The 16,894-nt window shown below is 50.3% G+C and carries 17 protein-coding genes; 5 read left to right on the top strand and 12 right to left on the bottom strand.

The genetic code is table 11. From position 1 onward, the window contains the following. Nucleotides 1-1,175: hypothetical protein (locus TPRIMZ1_RS18650; protein ID WP_010257414.1), on the top strand; the 1,175-nt coding region annotated here is incomplete at its 5' end. 186 nt (nt 1,176-1,361) lie between these two features. Here the strand turns inward: TPRIMZ1_RS18650 and TPRIMZ1_RS0107815 are convergent. From TPRIMZ1_RS0107815 to TPRIMZ1_RS0107805, 3 genes are all read right to left on the bottom strand, one after another. Further along, on the bottom strand, nt 1,362-1,628 hold the full coding sequence (locus tag TPRIMZ1_RS0107815) for a co-chaperone GroES (RefSeq protein ID WP_010257412.1): 267 nt from the start codon (nt 1,626-1,628) through the stop codon (nt 1,362-1,364). A 91-nt stretch (nt 1,629-1,719) separates the two neighbouring features. After that, nucleotides 1,720-2,640 carry a septal ring lytic transglycosylase RlpA family protein gene (locus TPRIMZ1_RS0107810; RefSeq protein ID WP_010257410.1) on the bottom strand — a complete coding sequence of 307 codons (921 nt, stop codon included), beginning with the start codon at nt 2,638-2,640 and terminating at the stop codon, nt 1,720-1,722. Between the two features lie 56 nt (nt 2,641-2,696). Then, a complete protein-coding gene (locus TPRIMZ1_RS0107805; protein ID WP_026043604.1) occupies nt 2,697-3,539 on the bottom strand; it encodes a Cof-type HAD-IIB family hydrolase in 843 nt (280 codons plus the stop codon). 95 nt (nt 3,540-3,634) lie between these two features. Between TPRIMZ1_RS0107805 and TPRIMZ1_RS0107800 the strand changes: the two genes are divergently transcribed. Together TPRIMZ1_RS0107800 and TPRIMZ1_RS0107795 are read left to right on the top strand one after the other, a co-directional pair. Beyond that, nucleotides 3,635-4,429: a ParA family protein gene (locus TPRIMZ1_RS0107800; protein ID WP_010257405.1), complete on the top strand. Its 795-nt coding sequence runs from the start codon at nt 3,635-3,637 to the stop codon at nt 4,427-4,429. Continuing rightward, nucleotides 4,419-5,312, top strand: a complete 894-nt coding sequence (locus TPRIMZ1_RS0107795; protein WP_026043603.1) for a ParB/RepB/Spo0J family partition protein — start codon at nt 4,419-4,421, stop codon at nt 5,310-5,312. Before TPRIMZ1_RS0107800 ends, TPRIMZ1_RS0107795 begins: the two co-directional genes overlap by 11 nt. Before the next feature lie 11 nt (nt 5,313-5,323). Here the strand turns inward: TPRIMZ1_RS0107795 and TPRIMZ1_RS0107790 are convergent, their stop codons facing one another. Then, complete coding sequence (locus tag TPRIMZ1_RS0107790) at nt 5,324-5,665, bottom strand: helix-turn-helix domain-containing protein (RefSeq protein WP_010257398.1); 342 nt, start codon at nt 5,663-5,665, stop codon at nt 5,324-5,326. 144 nt (nt 5,666-5,809) lie between these two features. On the opposite strand from TPRIMZ1_RS0107790, the gene TPRIMZ1_RS20695 reads away from it, so the two are divergent. Next, on the top strand, nt 5,810-5,986 hold the full coding sequence (locus tag TPRIMZ1_RS20695) for a hypothetical protein (protein ID WP_010257394.1): 177 nt from the start codon (nt 5,810-5,812) through the stop codon (nt 5,984-5,986). Between the two features lie 40 nt (nt 5,987-6,026). Further along, nucleotides 6,027-7,976, top strand: coding sequence for an InlB B-repeat-containing protein (locus TPRIMZ1_RS0107780; RefSeq protein WP_198429916.1), 1,950 nt, complete (start codon nt 6,027-6,029; stop codon nt 7,974-7,976). A gap of 62 nt (nt 7,977-8,038) precedes the next feature. On the opposite strand, the gene TPRIMZ1_RS0107775 is transcribed toward TPRIMZ1_RS0107780, so the two are convergent. The 8 genes from TPRIMZ1_RS0107775 to TPRIMZ1_RS0107740 form a co-directional block, all read right to left on the bottom strand. Continuing rightward, the gene (locus TPRIMZ1_RS0107775; RefSeq protein WP_010257387.1) at nt 8,039-8,899 is read right to left on the bottom strand and encodes an MBL fold metallo-hydrolase; all 861 of its coding nucleotides are present in this window, start codon (nt 8,897-8,899) and stop codon (nt 8,039-8,041) included. A gap of 81 nt (nt 8,900-8,980) precedes the next feature. Continuing rightward, nucleotides 8,981-10,600 carry a lysine--tRNA ligase gene (gene lysS, locus TPRIMZ1_RS0107770; RefSeq protein ID WP_010257385.1) on the bottom strand — a complete coding sequence of 540 codons (1,620 nt, stop codon included), beginning with the start codon at nt 10,598-10,600 and terminating at the stop codon, nt 8,981-8,983. Nucleotides 10,601-10,609: 9 nt separating this feature from the next. Next, a complete protein-coding gene (locus tag TPRIMZ1_RS0107765) occupies nt 10,610-11,788 on the bottom strand; it encodes a nucleoside-diphosphate kinase (protein WP_010257381.1) in 1,179 nt (392 codons plus the stop codon). Nucleotides 11,789-11,845: 57 nt separating this feature from the next. After that, the gene (locus TPRIMZ1_RS0107760; RefSeq protein ID WP_010257378.1) at nt 11,846-13,033 is read right to left on the bottom strand and encodes an MFS transporter; all 1,188 of its coding nucleotides are present in this window, start codon (nt 13,031-13,033) and stop codon (nt 11,846-11,848) included. Nucleotides 13,034-13,134: 101 nt separating this feature from the next. Continuing rightward, nucleotides 13,135-14,214 carry a Gfo/Idh/MocA family protein gene (locus tag TPRIMZ1_RS0107755; protein ID WP_010257376.1) on the bottom strand — a complete coding sequence of 360 codons (1,080 nt, stop codon included), beginning with the start codon at nt 14,212-14,214 and terminating at the stop codon, nt 13,135-13,137. 1 nt (nt 14,215) lies between these two features. Beyond that, on the bottom strand, nt 14,216-14,941 hold the full coding sequence (locus TPRIMZ1_RS0107750; protein ID WP_010257374.1) for a ThuA domain-containing protein: 726 nt from the start codon (nt 14,939-14,941) through the stop codon (nt 14,216-14,218). Between the two features lie 21 nt (nt 14,942-14,962). Next, entirely contained in the window at nt 14,963-15,955 is a 993-nt protein-coding gene (locus tag TPRIMZ1_RS0107745; RefSeq protein WP_010257372.1) for a zinc-dependent alcohol dehydrogenase, read from the bottom strand. Between the two features lie 59 nt (nt 15,956-16,014). Next, nucleotides 16,015-16,854, bottom strand: coding sequence for a sugar phosphate isomerase/epimerase family protein (locus tag TPRIMZ1_RS0107740; RefSeq protein ID WP_010257368.1), 840 nt, complete (start codon nt 16,852-16,854; stop codon nt 16,015-16,017). Nucleotides 16,855-16,894: the final 40 nt, after the last annotated feature.

Below are 16,894 nucleotides of genomic sequence, written 5' to 3'. Positions count from 1 at the left end.
TCTCTAACCTCTATATTTCAATGATGGATATCCATGGGTATACCAAATTCTGTCAGGATTCCCGGAAAAATCTCTCCATGCTCCATGCCCTGGACCGGACTATCAACAACGAGATACGCCGTATTTCCACCCAGTGCCAGTCGGTAAGCCAGCGGGAACGGGGGGACGAGATGGTCCTGATTTCCGCCTCCGCCACCGACGCCCTTACCGCCAGCCTTGCCATTATCAACTACTTTGGCGATGCCTCCCTCCGTACCGGGGATGCGGGAATTTTGCCTATCCTGAAGATTTCTGCGGGGATTACCGGGGGCAATACCTCCATTCCCCTGATTATCACCGAAAGCGGCAACCTTTCGGGTTTTCTCCTCAATACCGCCGCACGGCTGCAAACCAGGGCCAACGAGCTTTCCCCCCGGGAATCCCGGATAATGATCACCAAACAGGTATACCTCAGTTATGTAAAGGAAAACAACGCGGTCAAATCCCCGCTGGCGGCAAATGACGGGGTGTATTTCTTTGATACCGGAACCATCGAGTTTAAGGGAGTCCAGCTGCCCACCTGCGAAGTGGTGTTTAAACCCGAGGAACGGTACAAGGAACAGTTCAGCGAAGAGATGAACAAGCTCGTTGCCTCTACTAAGGACTCCCTCTGGGAACAGCGGATCTACCTGGACCTGATGGATCTTCTGGCTAAAACCGCAGCGGTGATGCCCCGGTTTAACGTAAACCTTAAATTCCCCGTCAATGGCAGGGTAACGGTAAGCAACGACACGGTGACAGAGCTCTGTCAAAAGGGTGTGGAAGCCTATAATCAGGAGGAGTATTCCACCGCAGTATTGGTGCTTAAACAGTTTATGCTTCTCCTGGACCAGATTCCCAACTACGATCGTCTTATTCTTGATTATCTTAGGGGTATAATTGATAAATACGATACCCTTCTTAAAAGTTATGAAGCTGCCATCAATAAGGAAATTGACGAGAAAGCCCAACAGATTTTTAAGGGCAATAATCAAAAGACCTATTATGCCGCAAAGAACGGGGCTTCTCTCTACGAGGAACTTCGCTCCATAGGCCGTAAGAGTACGGTCCTGACCTCCAAAAAAACGCTCTGGCTCAATCTTATCCGGCAGAACAAGGATGAGATGGAATTTACTTTGTACTCGGGGAAAAAATAAAAACTTTCAGTATTTTTATTCGTAACTCTGCTACTGGAATTATATTGTTAAATGCAATATAATTTTAATAAATAGAAAGCTTCGGCCAGAAAAGCTGCAGGCAGGGGTGCGAAGAAAGCGCGGTAACAAAAAAACCCGGCGCAGGCCGGGTTAATCAGATAGATTTTGCAGTAAGCTAGAAACTTCTTATCCGATGATGGCGATTATATCGGCCATCTTAAGGATAAGATGTTCGATCCCGTCAATCTTAACCTGGGTTCCGGCGTATTTGTCATACATGACCTTATCGCCAGCCTTAACCTTGATCACGTCCTTATCGTCCCCTATTGCTACCACCAACCCGGTCTGGGTCTTTTCTTGGGCGGTATCGGGAATGATAATCCCTCCGGCAGTCTTTGCCTCGTTCTTTTCCAGCTTAACCATGACCCTGTCGGCCAAAGGCGTTACCTTCATATGGTCCTCCATTCTATTAGTGATAAGTATAAAGTGTTCCGATAAATAGAATATACAAAAAATTCATGGTTAAGGTCAAGAAATTAAGAGATTATTCTTCCCGAACAAGAATTTCACGAAATCCGGCGGTACCGAGTCTTCCTGCCAGGGTCTGAATATCTTCCGCCCGTATACCCCCAATCACCACCCGGTAAAGGTCGTCATGCCGTTCATAGGATGGCTCAATTCCCAGGTCTTTTACGCGATCAAAGGTGTCCACCGCATTTCTGGTAACCTTATAGGCCCCTACCTGGATGCGGTACCGTTTGTCTGTCCCGAAGGGCGGTATCCCCGGCCTAACTACTGCAGCGTTGGGGTCAACCACCGTAGGTGGTACAGCCGGCTGTGCCGCTGCCATAGGAGGCTGGGCGGGAGCGGGAATGGGGGCAATCCAGGGTTCGGACAATATGGGCGGCGCCTGAGGCGCCGTTATGGCCGCTTCTCCTGCCAGTTCTACCACCACCGGGGCGGTTCCCGTACCGAGTATGTCAAGCACTTCCGCCGCTGCCCGGGATACATCGATGATCCGGGTGTTTACAAAGGGTCCCCGGTCGTTAACCCGTACCGTTACCTGACGGTTATTCTGAATATTGGTTATCTTTAACATGGTACCGAAGGGTAGATTGGGGTGGGCTGCGGTCAGCTGGGCGGGATTGAAGATCTCCCCCGATGCAGTGGGATGACCCTCAAATTCCGTACCGTACCAGGAAGCGATTCCCTCTTGACGGAAAGCGGAGTTTCTCAGGCCGCTTTGGGGCGCCGGGATATATTCCGGGGAAATGCCTGCCGGCGCGGCATCGGGGGAAATAACGCTTAAATCGTAATCGCCGACTCCGGAAAGGCTGGTACTTCCGGTATAGCCGTTGGTCCCGTTAAAGGGATCCACGGTCAAATCAGTGATATCCTGGGCCTGGAGCGTATTAAACGCCGCCAAAATAAAGAATACTACAAAAATCCGGTTAATCTGTTTCATGCCCTAATTATCGGCAAAGTATGGGGGAAGCAATACTAATAAATTATTTCAATGAATTAGGCGCCGGCGGGTTTTGGAAGGGCTTCTTTTCCCAGGATATACCGTTCTATCAGATCCGCCACACCGTCATCATCGTTGGATTTATTGGTAACCATGGCGGCGATATCCTTGATCCGGTCGTCACCGTTAGCCATGGCGACCCCGATGCCGGCCCAGCGTATCATGGCCTCATCGTTCATGGAATCCCCAATGGCCAGCACTGCGCTCTGGGGGATGCCCAGGACTTCCGCCACCTTTGCCAGGCTTGCCCCCTTATCAACATTATGGGGAAGTATTTCCAGAAAGTAGGGTTTGCTGGTAAAAATGGTCACTTCGCTGCCTATATAGGTTTGCAGGATGTTTTCCAGGGGTTTAAGGGTCATGGGATCCCCGGGAATTAACAGTTTATAGCAGCCGTTACCCACCATGGCCCGGAAATTCTCTACCACTACCTGCCTAAGCCCGGTTAGTTTTTGATCGTAATCGGCGAATTCATTAGGCCGGGAGATATACATGATATCATCTTCGTAGAGCTGCACCGGAAAGCCCTCCGCCGCCGCCAGATCGTAAGCCACAAGCGCAGTTTTTGGGGGGATCTTGGCTTCGTAGATGAGTTTTCCCGTATGGCTTTCCTGGATCATGGTACCGTTATTGCAGATTAGGTACCCGGGCCGTTTGTGGAGCCCCAAAAGCCGGGCAAAGTGCTCCATGGCCGAAGGGATCCGGCCTGAAGCCAGAACCACCACACATCCCTGGGCTTCCGCTTTTCTGATAGCGTTCCTGGTACGAAAGGAAATGGTCAGATCTGACCGTAACAGGGTATCGTCTAAATCAATGGCAAGCATTTGTATGGATGTCATTTATACTCCTATAAATCTTTCAGTCAGTCAGTAGCATTGAATAAGCATAACATACTATTATAGAATATACTAGTTTTAAAGTGCCGGTTGGAGAAATGGGTAGAGTATACGTTTTTGTAAATCAAAAAGGGGGGGTCGGCAAGACCACCTCCGCTATCAGTCTCGGGGCCTACCTTGCGGAAGAGGGGAAGTCGGTACTCCTGGTGGACTTTGATTCCCAGGCGAATCTTTCCAGCGGAGTGGGGGCTGCTGCGGTTAAGCCCGGGGTGTACGAGCTTATTTCCGGTACCGCATCCATAGAAGAAGTTATACGGCCCACGGAAACCCCGAACCTTTCGGTGATCCCCGCCAGCATCGACCTTTCCGGCGCTGCGGTGGAGCTTATCGAGCAGGACGATAGGGATTATTTCCTGAAAAAAGCCCTGGCGCCGGTACGGAACAGCTATGATTTTATCCTGATCGATTGTCCCCCTTCTCTGGGGGTGCTTACCATAAACGGCCTGGTATCCGCCGATGCGGTGCTTATCCCCATGCAGTGCGAATACTTCGCCCTGGAGGGGCTTACCCTGTTGCTGCAAACCATCAAGCGTATCCAGAAACGGCTCAACCCGGGCCTGGAAATTGGGGGGCTCTTTTTTACCATGTACGATTCCCGGACCCGATTAGCCCAGGAGGTGGTAAGCCAGGTGAGCGCCTATTTTAAGCAGAAGGTTTTTACCACCATAGTCCCCCGAAATGTCCGGCTTTCCGAGGCGCCCTCCCATGGTCAGCCCATTTCCCGTTACGATCCCCAAAGTTCCGGCGGCAAGGCGTATAAGAGTCTTGCCGAAGAGGTAATCCGCCGGAGTAAGCTCGGTGTTTCCGGTGAAGGGGTTAACCGTGGGGCCTAAGGACCGCCTGGGCAAGGGGCTTGCCGCCCTGCTCCCGGATGACGATGATTTGCCCGCAGGGCTTGGGGATAACGCCGGTGTTGGAACGGGAACCGGTACCCCGGAACTGAAGATCCCCTTGGCGAAACTCAAGGCCAATCCCGGCCAACCCCGCAAACGCTTTGATGAGGAGAGCCTTAAGGAACTGGCGGATTCTATCCGGGAGCATGGGATTATCCAGCCCCTGATTGTTGAGGACGCCGGGGATGGAACCTGGGTTATTGTCGCCGGGGAACGGCGCAGCCGGGCGGCCCGCCTGGCGGGGCTTACGGAAGTCCCGGCCCTGGTACGAAACTATTCCGACGAAAAACGCCTGGAAGTGGCGCTTATCGAAAACGTTCAGCGTTCGGATCTTAACCCTGTGGAAGAGGCCGCCGCATACAAGGGGCTTATGGATCTGACCGGCCTATCCCAGGACGAGGTGGCGGCCAAGGTAGGGAAGAACCGGTCCACCGTGGCGAACGCCCTGCGGCTCCTCAAGCTGCCCACGGCAGCCCGGGACGCCCTGGAAAGGGGTGAGCTTAGCTCCGGCCATGGCCGGGCCATCCTGGCGGCTAACGGCGAGGCGGCCCAGGAGCGGCTCCTGGGGGAGATCCTCCAGCGGGGGCTTTCGGTGCGGGAGGCGGAGAGCCGGGCTGCAGCACTGAACCGCGACGGGACCGGGACAAGCAAGGCCCCTCCGATGGCCTCCAAACGGGACCCCGAATTAACAGCCATGGAAGACCGCTTTAGGGAGCGTCTGGGAACCAAGGTGGCCATCCACGGGGACTTGAAAAAAGGCAGTATCAGTGTCGAGTATTATTCCATGGAAGATTTAGATAGGCTGCTGGGGATACTGGGTTAATATTGATCGGTTCATTTTTTTAGATTTTGTAGTTTGATTAAATTTTTTATCTGCGTTAAAACGTAACTTTGAAAATCGGGATTTAATTCCTGAAATAAAATAGCCATTTCTTCGAATTTCTGGTCTATCTGCCTGTCAAACATTTTCCCTTCACCGGTTTTTAACCAGTGCTTATTTATCCCATAGACCGATGATGCCAGTTCTATAATACGGTCATTAACTTCGTGCCGGCCGATTTCTATGTCAGAATAATAACCGCTACTTTTTAGGTGTATCCCCTTGGAAAATTTTACCTGGGATAGTTTTAGCTCGTGCCGTGCTTGTGCTAAGCGTTCATTGACCGTCCTATCCATAACACTCCTAACTATACTATTAAAAATCGATTATAGCAAGGTAAAAGACTCCATTATAGGGTATTGACTTACCTATTACCGGGTAATATACTGCCCTGTAATAGGGTTTTGGCGATTTGTGAGGAATATTTGTAAGGAGGAGCTATGGCAAAGGACAAAGAAAAAATGCTTGAAACCTTTAACAAGAATTTTCCGGCTCTGACAGAAGAAAACAAATTATCAATACTCGCTATTACAAAATTTCTTGTCCGTACCCAAAATACGATTATTCCCTCTATTCTTGATAAGCAAGAGCAAAAAGAGGATAGCAACAAGGAATAATGGGTTTATGCCTATTAAATACATTTTCAAGGAGATGAATGTGAAGAAGAATATTTTTTTAATAGCAATACTCGGCATGGCGATGGTATTTGGAATGGTATTGACGGGATGCCCGGGACCGGAGGATCCTAAAACTGAATATACGGTAATCTTTAATGCTAACGGTGGAACAGTAACCCCCGGAAGTGAAATAGTAAAAGAAGGTAGCGCAATAGGAAATTTACCTACACCCACCAAAACGACAGGTGACACTGTCTTCTGGGGATGGTTTACCAGTGATGGAACAAATGATGTTTGGGGTGGAGAGTTCACATCCTCAACTAAGGTGATAGCTGACATTACGATATATGCAAGATGGGGAAACACAGATAAGCCTGCAACATATACGATAACCTTTAATCCTGATGGGGGAACTGTTAGTCCTACAACCATTCAAGTCGTTACTGGTGATAAAGTAGGACCATTACCTACACCTACAAAATCAGGAAGTAATTTTGAAGGATGGTATATAAATCCAACTGATAGTGGAACGAAATTTACAGAAACAAGTTCTGTTACAGGAGGTATAACGGTATATGCCAAATGGGCTGCTGCTGGAGGTGGTGGTGGAATAACTAAAGAAGGAACTTTGGAGGTCACTAATATCCCTTCTGACTATATTGATAAATCATATTACATTACTGTTCAAGGCAATAACGTAAATGGTGGAAATGGTTCAGGCCGTGTTTATGGTGGTAATAGTTTAACTGATTCAACCATTACGACTGTACCAATTAAAGCAGCAACAACAAGTATTCCATTATTTTGGAGGAACGGGTTTACTGATACGACCTTGAATATTAGAATTTATATTACACCGGATAACTCTTATAGTTTAAGTGGCCCTGCACAACCTGAAAATATTACAGTATCAAAACAATATTCATCAAAAACTTTTTCTAATAAAAGTTTAAGCGTAGCTTGGACTGGTGATGGTGATGGTGATGGTGATGGTGGAGACGGTGACGGTGATGGTGGAGACGGTGGTCAATCGGGACAGGGAATTACGTTTAGTGATGGTTTACCAAGTGGGGAGTTCAAAATAAAAATATTTTCATCTACATTAAATGATGATGATATCGGAGATGGACTTGACCATGGTACATATGTTACCCTTGGATTATCTTCTGTTGTCAGTGATAACACCGTTACTTTGCTTTTGGAATCAGGTAATACATGGAATGCTTCAGGAAGTTTTATAGTACTCTTAGAGACCGGTCCAAGTGGTTCACACACATATAAAAGAGCTACAGTAACATTCACTAATGGAAGTGGAACAGTTGCTAAAGCATCCATGGTGGATTGGTCTAGGAATGTTGAAAACACTAAATTTGAAGGGACATGGTTTTGGGCTGAATCAGATAGAGGTTTAGTGTTTTCAGGAAACAATTTTTTAAATAAAAGAAATGGTGAAGATGACATGAAAGGCACCTTTACTTTCACGGACACACAAATAACATTTAATGTTTCAAATGTGTGGGAAGACGGACAATGGAAATTACCGGGGTCAACGGAACAACAGGATATAAAAAACTACACTTTGGTTGGCGATATTCTAACTATAATAGGGGAACACAATGCAGAATATGTAAAACAAGATAGCACAGGGACCATGATTATCGATAATGGTACAACGGTTAATGGTTGTGCATATAGTCAAAAAACTGATACTATTACAGATAGTAATGATAATAAATCTACCCAGTATTTACTTTCCATATCCTATGATGCAGCTCTGGCTCTTAATACAAATAAACTTGGTTCTCCCGATGGAGATCAAAATTCACTTTATGCAAATACGAATTTAAGCAGTGGTACTGATTGGGTTATTTTGGAATATAACGAATACCGTTATTCTGAAGGAAGTATAAGCTATACAAACCAAGTAAGACTTGTACAAAATAGTAGTACAAGCTCTGGAAAACGCTGGAATACTCAAAGGTCTGAGTAATCTGATATCTCCATGCCCGGTTTAGTAATAGACCGGGTTTTTTTGACGGTATATTTTGCCGCCTACTCCGCCGGGGTAAACCAATAGCCGTCCCCTGCCTTCCTGACGGTTCCTATGGCCGGGTACACCAGGTGCATCCCCGCGATAGGAATGTTGTTTTGGGCGACGTATTCCAAGATCCGCCTGCGGATTGCCGCAGCGGCGATGGGGTCCGTGTCGTAGCTTACCGATTGTTCCGGCAGGGGAAACTGGATGAGCTGGGCGTGCATCAGGTCGCCCCAGATGAGGAGCTTCTTACCTGCAGACTCTACCATAAATGCGGTGTGACCCGGTGTGTGACCAAAGGCAGCGATGGGTTTTATTCCCGGGATAAGGTCGGCAATGGTTGCGCCTAAATCCCCGGGGAGGAAAGTTTCCACCCGGTTTCCGTAGGGGGCCAGGGCTGCGGCGGCGGAATTACCCGCCGTGGGAGCGCCGGGTTTTATCCAGAAATCTTTTTCCTGTTGGGCCAGATACACCCGGGCCTTGGTGAAGATGGCCTTGCCGTCTTTCTGGAGGCCTCCGATATGGTCTCCGTGCATGTGGGTTAGGAGTACCGCGTCCACCTGGGCGGGATCAAAGCCCAGGGTCTTTATAGAATTCAGGATGGCCCCGCCGAAACCGGTGTCCACCACAAGGATACTGTCCGGGGTTTTTATAAGAAAGGTGTTGATCTCCGAAGTATAGGTCCCCCCGGGAATATAGCGGTCCAGGGCCGCCCTGTCGGGGTTTATCAGGATGGAAATGTTCCCCGCTCCCCGGGTTTCTACCAGCATATGAACTTCGATCTGCCCCACCCGGTAACTGAAAATACTGCTGTCCGCAGCAAAACTATTTACCGCCATGGCGCTAAGGAAAATACCGCTAAGAATACTAACTTTCATATATGCTCCTTAAAAAATATGAACCGCAAAAAAGTCGAAAAGGGAAAGATGGATAATACAATCCCTACTTAGCCTTTACGGTTAATATTTCTCCAAAATCCCCAAGAGCCGTTCCCGGTTGATTGAGCGCAGGAAGTTTGCAAGCCGGGGGCCCTGGTCTTTGCCGATTAGGGCCTGGTATGCGGCCCGGAAGAGTGCCTTGCCGTCCAGGCTGTGGTCTTCCGCAATTTTGTAGATGGCTTCGGCGCAGGACTTGTCGTCGGCGTATTGGCCGATGCCGGCGATGACCGTATCCCGCAGATCCCGTATGGCCGCGGTTTCGGCTTCGCTGAGGGCAGCCTGTTCGCCGGGGGCGCGCAGGCGGAAGCGGAACTCTTCGGGGGCGCAGTTTTCCGCCCAGTATTTGGCCCGTTCCGCCCGGGCTTTTAGGCCGGGTAGCTGCTCCGGTTTGGGGCCGCTGCCGGAGCTTTCCAGGCCGGCTACGGCTTGGTCTATGTTGCCGTCGGCGATTTGAATTAGGTTACAGAGGTGGCGGAAGGGGATCTGGTAGGGCATTATTTGGGGGCCCTTTGGGTCCCAATCCACCTGGGAAAGTTCGTAGATCCGCCGGGCCTTGCGGTAGGCGCTTTCGTCCTTGGCTTCCTCGACCTTCCAGGCGATGCGCTCAAGCCGGTCGTAGTCTTCGTAAATTTTTATCACGTCCAGATCGAAGGAAATGGTAAATTCCGTATTGGGCCGGGTTCCCGCAAAGAGGTATCGGGTCAGCTCCGGGGTGTAAACCCGCAGCACATCCTTGAGGTCCACCACCACGCCGGAGGAGCTGGACATCTTGCCGGGTATGCCCTTGGTACCGATAAAGTCGTAGCGGAAGGTGACGGGGGCTTCCCAATTGTAGACTTCCTTGCTGACATGGCGGGCAGTATCGAAGGAACCGCCCTGGCTATGGTGATCCTTACCGGCGGGCTCAAAATCAACCTGCTCGTGCTCCCAGCGCATGGGCCAGTCTATGCGCCAGCCGAGCTTAACCCCCGCCGCCTTGCGGATATCCACAGTATCACTATGGCCGCAGGAGTTGCAGTGGTAGCCGAGGCCCCAATCTCCGTCCCAGCCGTCAATGTCCGTATCGTCTTTATTACAGTGGTCGCAGAAAACGCTCACGGGCCACCATTCGCCCTGGATCTTGTGGTCCTCGTCCCGGAACTTATCCAGAATGGTTTTGAGGGTGTCCCGGTGTTCCAGGGCTTTGCGTATCCCTTCGGCGTAGCGGGAAGCGCGGTACCGTTCGGCCTGGTAGAGGTACTCGGGGTGTATGCCCACTTCGGGCAGCATGGTTTCCACGTCCACCTCATGGTGCCGGGCGTAGCTGGTATCCCGATCCCAGGGGTCGGGCACCATGGTGATGGGGAAGCGGAGGAACTTTTCCAGCTCCTCCTGCTTGGGCATATTCTTGGGTACCTTGCGGAACACATCGTAGTCGTCCCAGGAATAAATAAACCGTACCTTTTTACCCAGGTCCCGTAAAGAGCGGGCCACCAAATCCACGGAAATTATTTCCCGGAAATTGCCGATATGCACCGTCCCCGAAGGGGTGATGCCCGATGCGCAGGTATACTGTTCTTTTTCGCCCTTCTCCCGGATTATCTTTGCCGCGGTCTCATCGGCCCAGTGGGCCGGAGAAAGGCGTTCGTTTTTTGTGTCCATATAGAATTCCTATTTTCGTACCGCCAGGTAGGCTTCAATGATACTACCCAGGGGATTTTCGTTTATCGTGACTATGCCCTTTTCCCGTTTCGCGCTTTCTGCGGAATCCGAAGCATGGGCGGTGTTGACCATCACGTTGCTGCCGAATTCCCGGCGCACCGTTCCTCCCGGCGCCTTTAGGGGATCCGTGGGGCCTAATACGTCTCGAATCTTTTTAACCGCATTTTCCCCTTCGTAGATGAGGATCATACATTTGACGCTGCCGGGATTGCTGATCTCATCCGGCGGACACTTTCCCGTCCGGGTTCCGGACATAAACTCGATAATCTGATCAAACTGATCCTTTGCATACCGGGTACCGAAACATGCGGAGAGGGATTTTTCGGTATCATCGGTAAGGGTGATTTCAAATTCCTTTTCAAGGAGTTCCCGTGCCTTTTTCCCGAAGATGGGGGCGAGCTTTTCCCGCAGAGCCTCTTCCACGGGGCCGTAAAATTCCAGAGCCTGGGCAAGGGAAAAGCGGTGTAACTTGATCCCCACGATCCGCAGCCCCGTCCGGGAGAACATATCAATGATGGTGCCCGGTTTGGAAGATGCGTACTGCCAGTTATCGGGCTTGAGGATGACCAGGGTCTGTTCTATCTTCGAAGGATCCAGGTGTTGGAGATTATGAACGATATTCTCCCGGCCCTTTAAAAACCGTGCAAAGAGGGCCAAATCCTTATCCGCCCAATCCTGACTCCGGGAAGTTATCACCGCAGGCTCAAAGTAGGTGACCTTTTTAGGATCCCCGGGATCCGTGATGAGATCCGCGTAGGTATCCCGGATGGTTTCCCCGGTAACGTCATCCACATCCCGGTGTTCCGGATACAGGTGCCCGCAAATGGCGGCAAGCTTACCGCAGGGGTCTTCTCCCCGGAACAGGAGCAGGAGGCTGCGATGTTCCCTGCCCCCGGAGGGCCCCAGGTTTTGTTCCACATAGTCCGCCAGGAGCGTAACATCACTGGTTGGGTTTTGTTTGCGCAGAAGATCCGCGTATTCCTTCGTAAAGGTTTCATTGGCGGTTATTATTTGGCAGCCCACCAATTCCAGTTCCGCCCGGGAAATGAGCCGGGATAACACGCCGCCGGTCCTGCTTTTGGCAATAGTATAGGGGGTTACCAATACGTAGGAAAGGGTTTGGTCCATAAATACTCCTGAATTGTGTAATTATACCACAGGATGGGCGAAAAGGGAAGGTGAATCTCACGCCTCATTTCTACGCCGGTGAAAACGGGTAAACAGGTACAGGGCTATTGATATGAGGGCAAAGCTTATAAACGAAGTGAAGAGCGTCCGGTATCCCCAGTGTTCTATGATGATTCCGCCGGTGATATTTCCCAGCATAGTCGGCAGACCGCATCCCAGGGAAAGGTAAAGGGACAAGCCCAGGGCGCGGCGCTCCGGGGGAACGCTGCTCGATATAAACGCCACCGCCGCGGGGTGAAAAATGCCAAAGCAGAAGGAATGGAGGAGTTGTCCCGCGATGATTGCTCCCTTTACGGGGAACAGGGCGTAAATACCCAATCGCAGCCCTACCGCAGCGCTGGAAAACGCTACCAGGGGTAGTGCGCCAAAACGGCGGATAAGCTTACCGGAGATAAACATAAAGGGTACTTCCGCAGTGGCAGCCAGCGCCGAAATCAAGCCCACCGCATTCCATTGCATCGCTTCGAATACATACAGGGGGAGAAAGCCGTTTATCGGGGCCATGGCCAGACGGGAGAAACCGATTATCAGGAGTCCCATGATGAATAGCGGGCTTAGTATTCGGCGGGGGGAACTTTTGGTACTTTGAGCTGCTTGCAACGCAGTTCCCCCGGAAGTTTTCCGTGCTATGGCGGCTATCCGGGGCCGGCCATTTCCGGTGTATTTCGCCGGGATAATAAGTACCGTAAGGGTCGCCACGCAGCCTGAAAGCAAGAACCAGATCCCAATATTACGGGATGTATCGGAGACTAAGAATTTATTGTACTGCAAAAAGAGAACCATGATGATATACGAAATCGATCCAAAGGCCCGGACTTTTCCGTAGTTTCCCGTATTTCCCAGACTGATGGTGGCCACCGCATCCAACAGGGGAGTGGATGAGCGGTACCCCATGCCCAGTATTGCTATAAACAGGGCGCTGGCCAGGGGATTGCGGAACAGGCCCAGGGGAATCCCGGCGATAGCCAAAAAAGAAAATGTCAGGATTAAGCCCGGTTTGTAACGTCCCCATTTATCCGCAAAGTAGCCAAAAAGAAAGGGGCCTGCAATACCGGCGCCTTCAAATATTCCCAGGAGTATCCCGACGATAGAAGGACTATACCCAAGTCCCCGGACCATGACGGCAATGTAGGAAGTAGGCGCATAGGCGATATATGTCCAAAAAAACACAAGGACGAGAAACATAGATATATAATACCAAAATTATCTTTTTAACGCTATTAGGGAAAAATTCCGGCTCCCTCAAGTTACTCTTGAAGGAGCCGGGTTTGATCATGGTAAAAAAATTATTTCATAATTTCAGGTTGAACGCAGGTGCTTTTTAGCTGGTAATAAATTCCCGAGGCGGATGCATCGTGGATACCGTGCATCACCTCAAGCACATGATATGCTAATTCACCGGAGGCCCGGTGAGGCCGGCCTTCAACAATGGCCTCGGCCATGTCGGTTATTCCCAGCCCGCGGCTGTTTTCGGGGAAACCCTTTAACAGGGGCACTTCCGACCACTCTTCCGCCTGGAAACGACGTACCTTGACCGGCCCGCCGAAGTAGTTGGGGTCCGGAACCTGAAGCGTACCTTCGGTACCGTAAATTTCGATAAAGGGCATTGAGGAAGCCCAGACATCGAAGCTTGTAATAATCGTCCCCACGGCGCCGTTTGCAAAATCAAGTACCCCCGCGATATGGGTAGGTACATCTACGTTGATAATCTTGCCATTCTGGGGTTCGCTGGTGATGGTTCTGGTTTTAAACCCCTGCTGGGCTGAACCGGATACCCGGGTAATGGGCCCCAGGAGATTAACCAGGGCGGTGAGATAATAGGGGCCCATGTCAAACATGGGGCCTGCACCGGCTTTATAGTAGAATTCCGGATCCGGGTGCCAATGCTCATGTCCATGGTTCATCATAAAAGCGGTGGCAGCGATAGGTTTGCCTATCCAGCCGTCGTCGATCAATTTGCGGCAGGTTTGGATTCCCGCACCGAGAAATGTATCCGGGGCGCCGCCAACCCGTACCTTACTGGCGGCGGCTGTTTTAAGAAGCTCCTGGGCTTCTTCCCGTGTTACGCAAAGCGGTTTTTCATCGTATACATGTTTCCCCGCCTTGACCGCGGTCATAGCTACCTGAAAGTGCTTCTGGGGTTGGGTTATGTTGAGAATAATATCCACCGAGGGATCATTGATAAGCTCATCAATGCCCTTAATGTAACGGGTCTTATATTCCTCGGCGGCTTTTTCTGCCCGCTCCGGGATTAGATCCGTTACCGCACTAAGAATTACCCGTTTTCCGAACATACCGGTCAAATTCTGCAGATAAATACCGCTGATTTTCCCGATACCCACAATTCCAATACGTAATTTGTCCATATTAGTACATTCCTTTATCGCTCTTGAATTCGTCCGCTGAAAGCCCCTGCTCAACCGCGATGCGTTTTCCATCGGCGGCCCACAGAAGTCCCCGTTTCATCAATTCCCATGCCTGGGGGATATCAAAGACATCGTTATGGTGGCCCAGGGCATTATAATAAACCCGTCCATGTCCCCACTTTCGTGTCCAAATTTGGGGTATATCAACCTCTCCGTTGGCGGAATGATACCATTTGACCACGGGGAACCGGGTAGTAGCCAGGACTTCATTGGCGGGGTCCACATGAAGGTAGTATTGCTCTGAAAGAATATCAAAATCTTTGATACCCTCGGTGAGGGGATTAGAGCTTGAACGAATATTGATCCGGTAGGGGGTCCCATCACAGCCCGGATGGGCTACCCAATTGGCGCCGGTCATAAACTGCCACAATATATTGAACCTGAACGCGTCACACATGCCCCCGTGACAACCGGCTAATCCAACACCGGACCCTATGGCTTCGGAAATCGTTTCAAAATAGGCATAGGGGAATTCCTTTGCCATGGTCCAGACCGGGATGAAGAGATCCTGCGACTTAAGCAGCGCCAAATCTTCTAATATATCGGTAGTTCTTTCCACGGTAACATCAAAATCACTATCGGTAAGAAAATCGCCAAAGCGCTGGGTTATAAGTTCCGGTTGATGACCATCCCACCCGCCGCAGAGAATTAAAGCCTTTCGTTTCATATGAACCATCCTTATATTATATTATTCCCAGGGCTTCAGCATTACTTTGCAGGCATCTCCGCCGACAAATTTATCAAAAGCCGCCTGCACTTTCGAGAACCCGAAGGTATCGGTGATCAGTTTTGGAACCAGGGGGGATCTGCGCAGAAGGGAGATCATCTCCGCCCGGTCATTCAGGTTACAATGCCAGGAACCCATCAGGGTCAGCCCTTTGCGGATAAAATCTCTGCTTGGGACTATGGGAATTTCCTTGTGGTTTTCTCCAACAAAGGCAATGATCCCACCCGGTTCAATAACGTCAATACAAAGCCTTTCTGCGGCGGCGTTTCCGGAAGCGTCAATTGCACGGATGATCCGCGCCGGGCGTACGGCGTTGATAATTTGAGCCTTTACCTCCGGATCCGCCGCATCAAGGACCACATCGGCGCCGAGTACATCCTTGGCCATCTTTTTCCGGAAGGGAACGGTATCCAGGGCTATAACCCGGGCGCCCAGGAATTTAGCGATAGAAACGGCGCCCATACCCACAGGACCAAGCCCGGTAACCAGCAGGGTATCAAAGGCCTTCAGGTTCATCCGCTTAATAGAACTGAAGGACGGCCCAAGGGCACAGCATCCCATGGCTCCTACATCATAGGAAATATCCTCGGGTAGTTTGGTGCATACAAAATCCTGAACCTTTACAAACTGTGCGAAATGGGAACCGAACGGGGGCTTATCCGTACAATAAATATAATTCCCCGACAGGCAGAGCTCGCACTTACCGCAGCCTGAAAGGGGATTCAGAATGACCCGGTCTCCCTTTTTTAATAGGGTAGAACCCGCACTGTCCACCACAATACCTGCGCCTTCGTGGCCGGCATCCCGTACCAGGGTCTCGCTGAAAAAGGCATTTTTATCACTGCCGCAGATGGGGGTTGATTCAATTTTGACGATGACCCATTCCCCTTCGGGGGTCGGATCGGGAACATCCTCAAGATATGCTTTCTTATTTCCTAATACAAGACTCTTCATACAAACTCCTCATGATAGTTTAAAACATTGGGCGATTCCCTATGAACCGCTATTAGACGCTATTTAGGCCACACCGTATCCATTGCCGCTTTGGCGGTTTTAACCGCATTTTCAAAATCCATTGCCTTAAGGGGTTCGTTAAAAGGTTCTACGTACACGGGGCCGTCATATTTTAGATCAAGCAGCCCCTTCATAAAGTCGGCAATCTTGATAATCCCCGTGGCGCCGGGCAGCTCCCGGCTGAGATCCTGTTGTTCCTCCGCCGGTATACCCTTGGGCGCATCGTTGATATGGGCCATGACAACCCATTCATTACCGGGGATCTTTTTGAAATCCCCATAGGTTTGTCCCGCCAGATCCCAATGCCAGGCATCCATGAGGATTCCCAGATTGGAAGTCCCTATGGCCTGTAATAACTCCATTAAGGTATCCAGGTTATGGATAAACCCGTATTTTTTTCCCTTGCGTTCCGCCGGCGGGCCGACAAATTCAATACCAAAACGGATACCGTACTCCTCCAGTATCTTTGCCACCCGGGTCAGCCTTGTTTTATGGAGTTCAAAATTGGCTTTGTAGTCCAGGGTATCACTCCAGGGGATAATCCAGGTAATACAGCGATTACTTCCGGTCTTACGGGCAAATTCGCAATAGGCGGGCAGCTTTTTTATACCCTCTTCAAAGATTTCAGGGGAATTCCGGTAATCCACCGGCAGTCCAAATCCGCCGGATACAAGTTTGTGCGTATCCAAAAGCGCCTTGATTTCTCCGGGGTCATTTTGCGCTTCCTTGACGATATCAAAATTGATACCGGCATAGCCGTATTTTGCAGCCAGTGGAATATCTTCTTTTAGTGTTCGGTTACCAAAACCCAGAAGTCCGGCTGAAAATCCTTTGTACATACGATACCCTCCTTCATGTCCTTTGTGATGTGTAAAAATT

It is taken from the genome of Treponema primitia ZAS-1 (assembly GCF_000297095.1).
Classification (GTDB): Bacteria; Spirochaetota; Spirochaetia; order Treponematales; family Breznakiellaceae; genus Termitinema; species Termitinema primitia_A.
Note: the sequence above shows the minus strand (reverse complement) of the source record. Positions and strands in the feature narration are given on the sequence as shown.

What these genes read in the sequence shown, in the direction of transcription:
- TPRIMZ1_RS0107815 (WP_010257412.1), bottom strand. Translation starts at nt 1,628, where the DNA reads ATGAAGGTAACGCCTTTGGCCGACAGGGTCATGGTTAAGCTGGAAAAG.
- TPRIMZ1_RS0107810 (WP_010257410.1), bottom strand. Translation starts at nt 2,640, where the DNA reads ATGAAACAGATTAACCGGATTTTTGTAGTATTCTTTATTTTGGCGGCG.
- TPRIMZ1_RS0107805 (WP_026043604.1), bottom strand. Translation starts at nt 3,539, where the DNA reads ATGACATCCATACAAATGCTTGCCATTGATTTAGACGATACCCTGTTA.
- TPRIMZ1_RS0107800 (WP_010257405.1), top strand. Translation starts at nt 3,635, where the DNA reads ATGGGTAGAGTATACGTTTTTGTAAATCAAAAAGGGGGGGTCGGCAAG.
- TPRIMZ1_RS0107790 (WP_010257398.1), bottom strand. Translation starts at nt 5,665, where the DNA reads ATGGATAGGACGGTCAATGAACGCTTAGCACAAGCACGGCACGAGCTA.
- TPRIMZ1_RS20695 (WP_010257394.1), top strand. Translation starts at nt 5,810, where the DNA reads ATGGCAAAGGACAAAGAAAAAATGCTTGAAACCTTTAACAAGAATTTT.
- TPRIMZ1_RS0107775 (WP_010257387.1), bottom strand. Translation starts at nt 8,899, where the DNA reads ATGAAAGTTAGTATTCTTAGCGGTATTTTCCTTAGCGCCATGGCGGTA.
- lysS (WP_010257385.1), bottom strand. Translation starts at nt 10,600, where the DNA reads ATGGACACAAAAAACGAACGCCTTTCTCCGGCCCACTGGGCCGATGAG.
- TPRIMZ1_RS0107765 (WP_010257381.1), bottom strand. Translation starts at nt 11,788, where the DNA reads ATGGACCAAACCCTTTCCTACGTATTGGTAACCCCCTATACTATTGCC.
- TPRIMZ1_RS0107760 (WP_010257378.1), bottom strand. Translation starts at nt 13,033, where the DNA reads ATGTTTCTCGTCCTTGTGTTTTTTTGGACATATATCGCCTATGCGCCT.
- TPRIMZ1_RS0107755 (WP_010257376.1), bottom strand. Translation starts at nt 14,214, where the DNA reads ATGGACAAATTACGTATTGGAATTGTGGGTATCGGGAAAATCAGCGGT.
- TPRIMZ1_RS0107750 (WP_010257374.1), bottom strand. Translation starts at nt 14,941, where the DNA reads ATGAAACGAAAGGCTTTAATTCTCTGCGGCGGGTGGGATGGTCATCAA.
- TPRIMZ1_RS0107745 (WP_010257372.1), bottom strand. Translation starts at nt 15,955, where the DNA reads ATGAAGAGTCTTGTATTAGGAAATAAGAAAGCATATCTTGAGGATGTT.
- TPRIMZ1_RS0107740 (WP_010257368.1), bottom strand. Translation starts at nt 16,854, where the DNA reads ATGTACAAAGGATTTTCAGCCGGACTTCTGGGTTTTGGTAACCGAACA.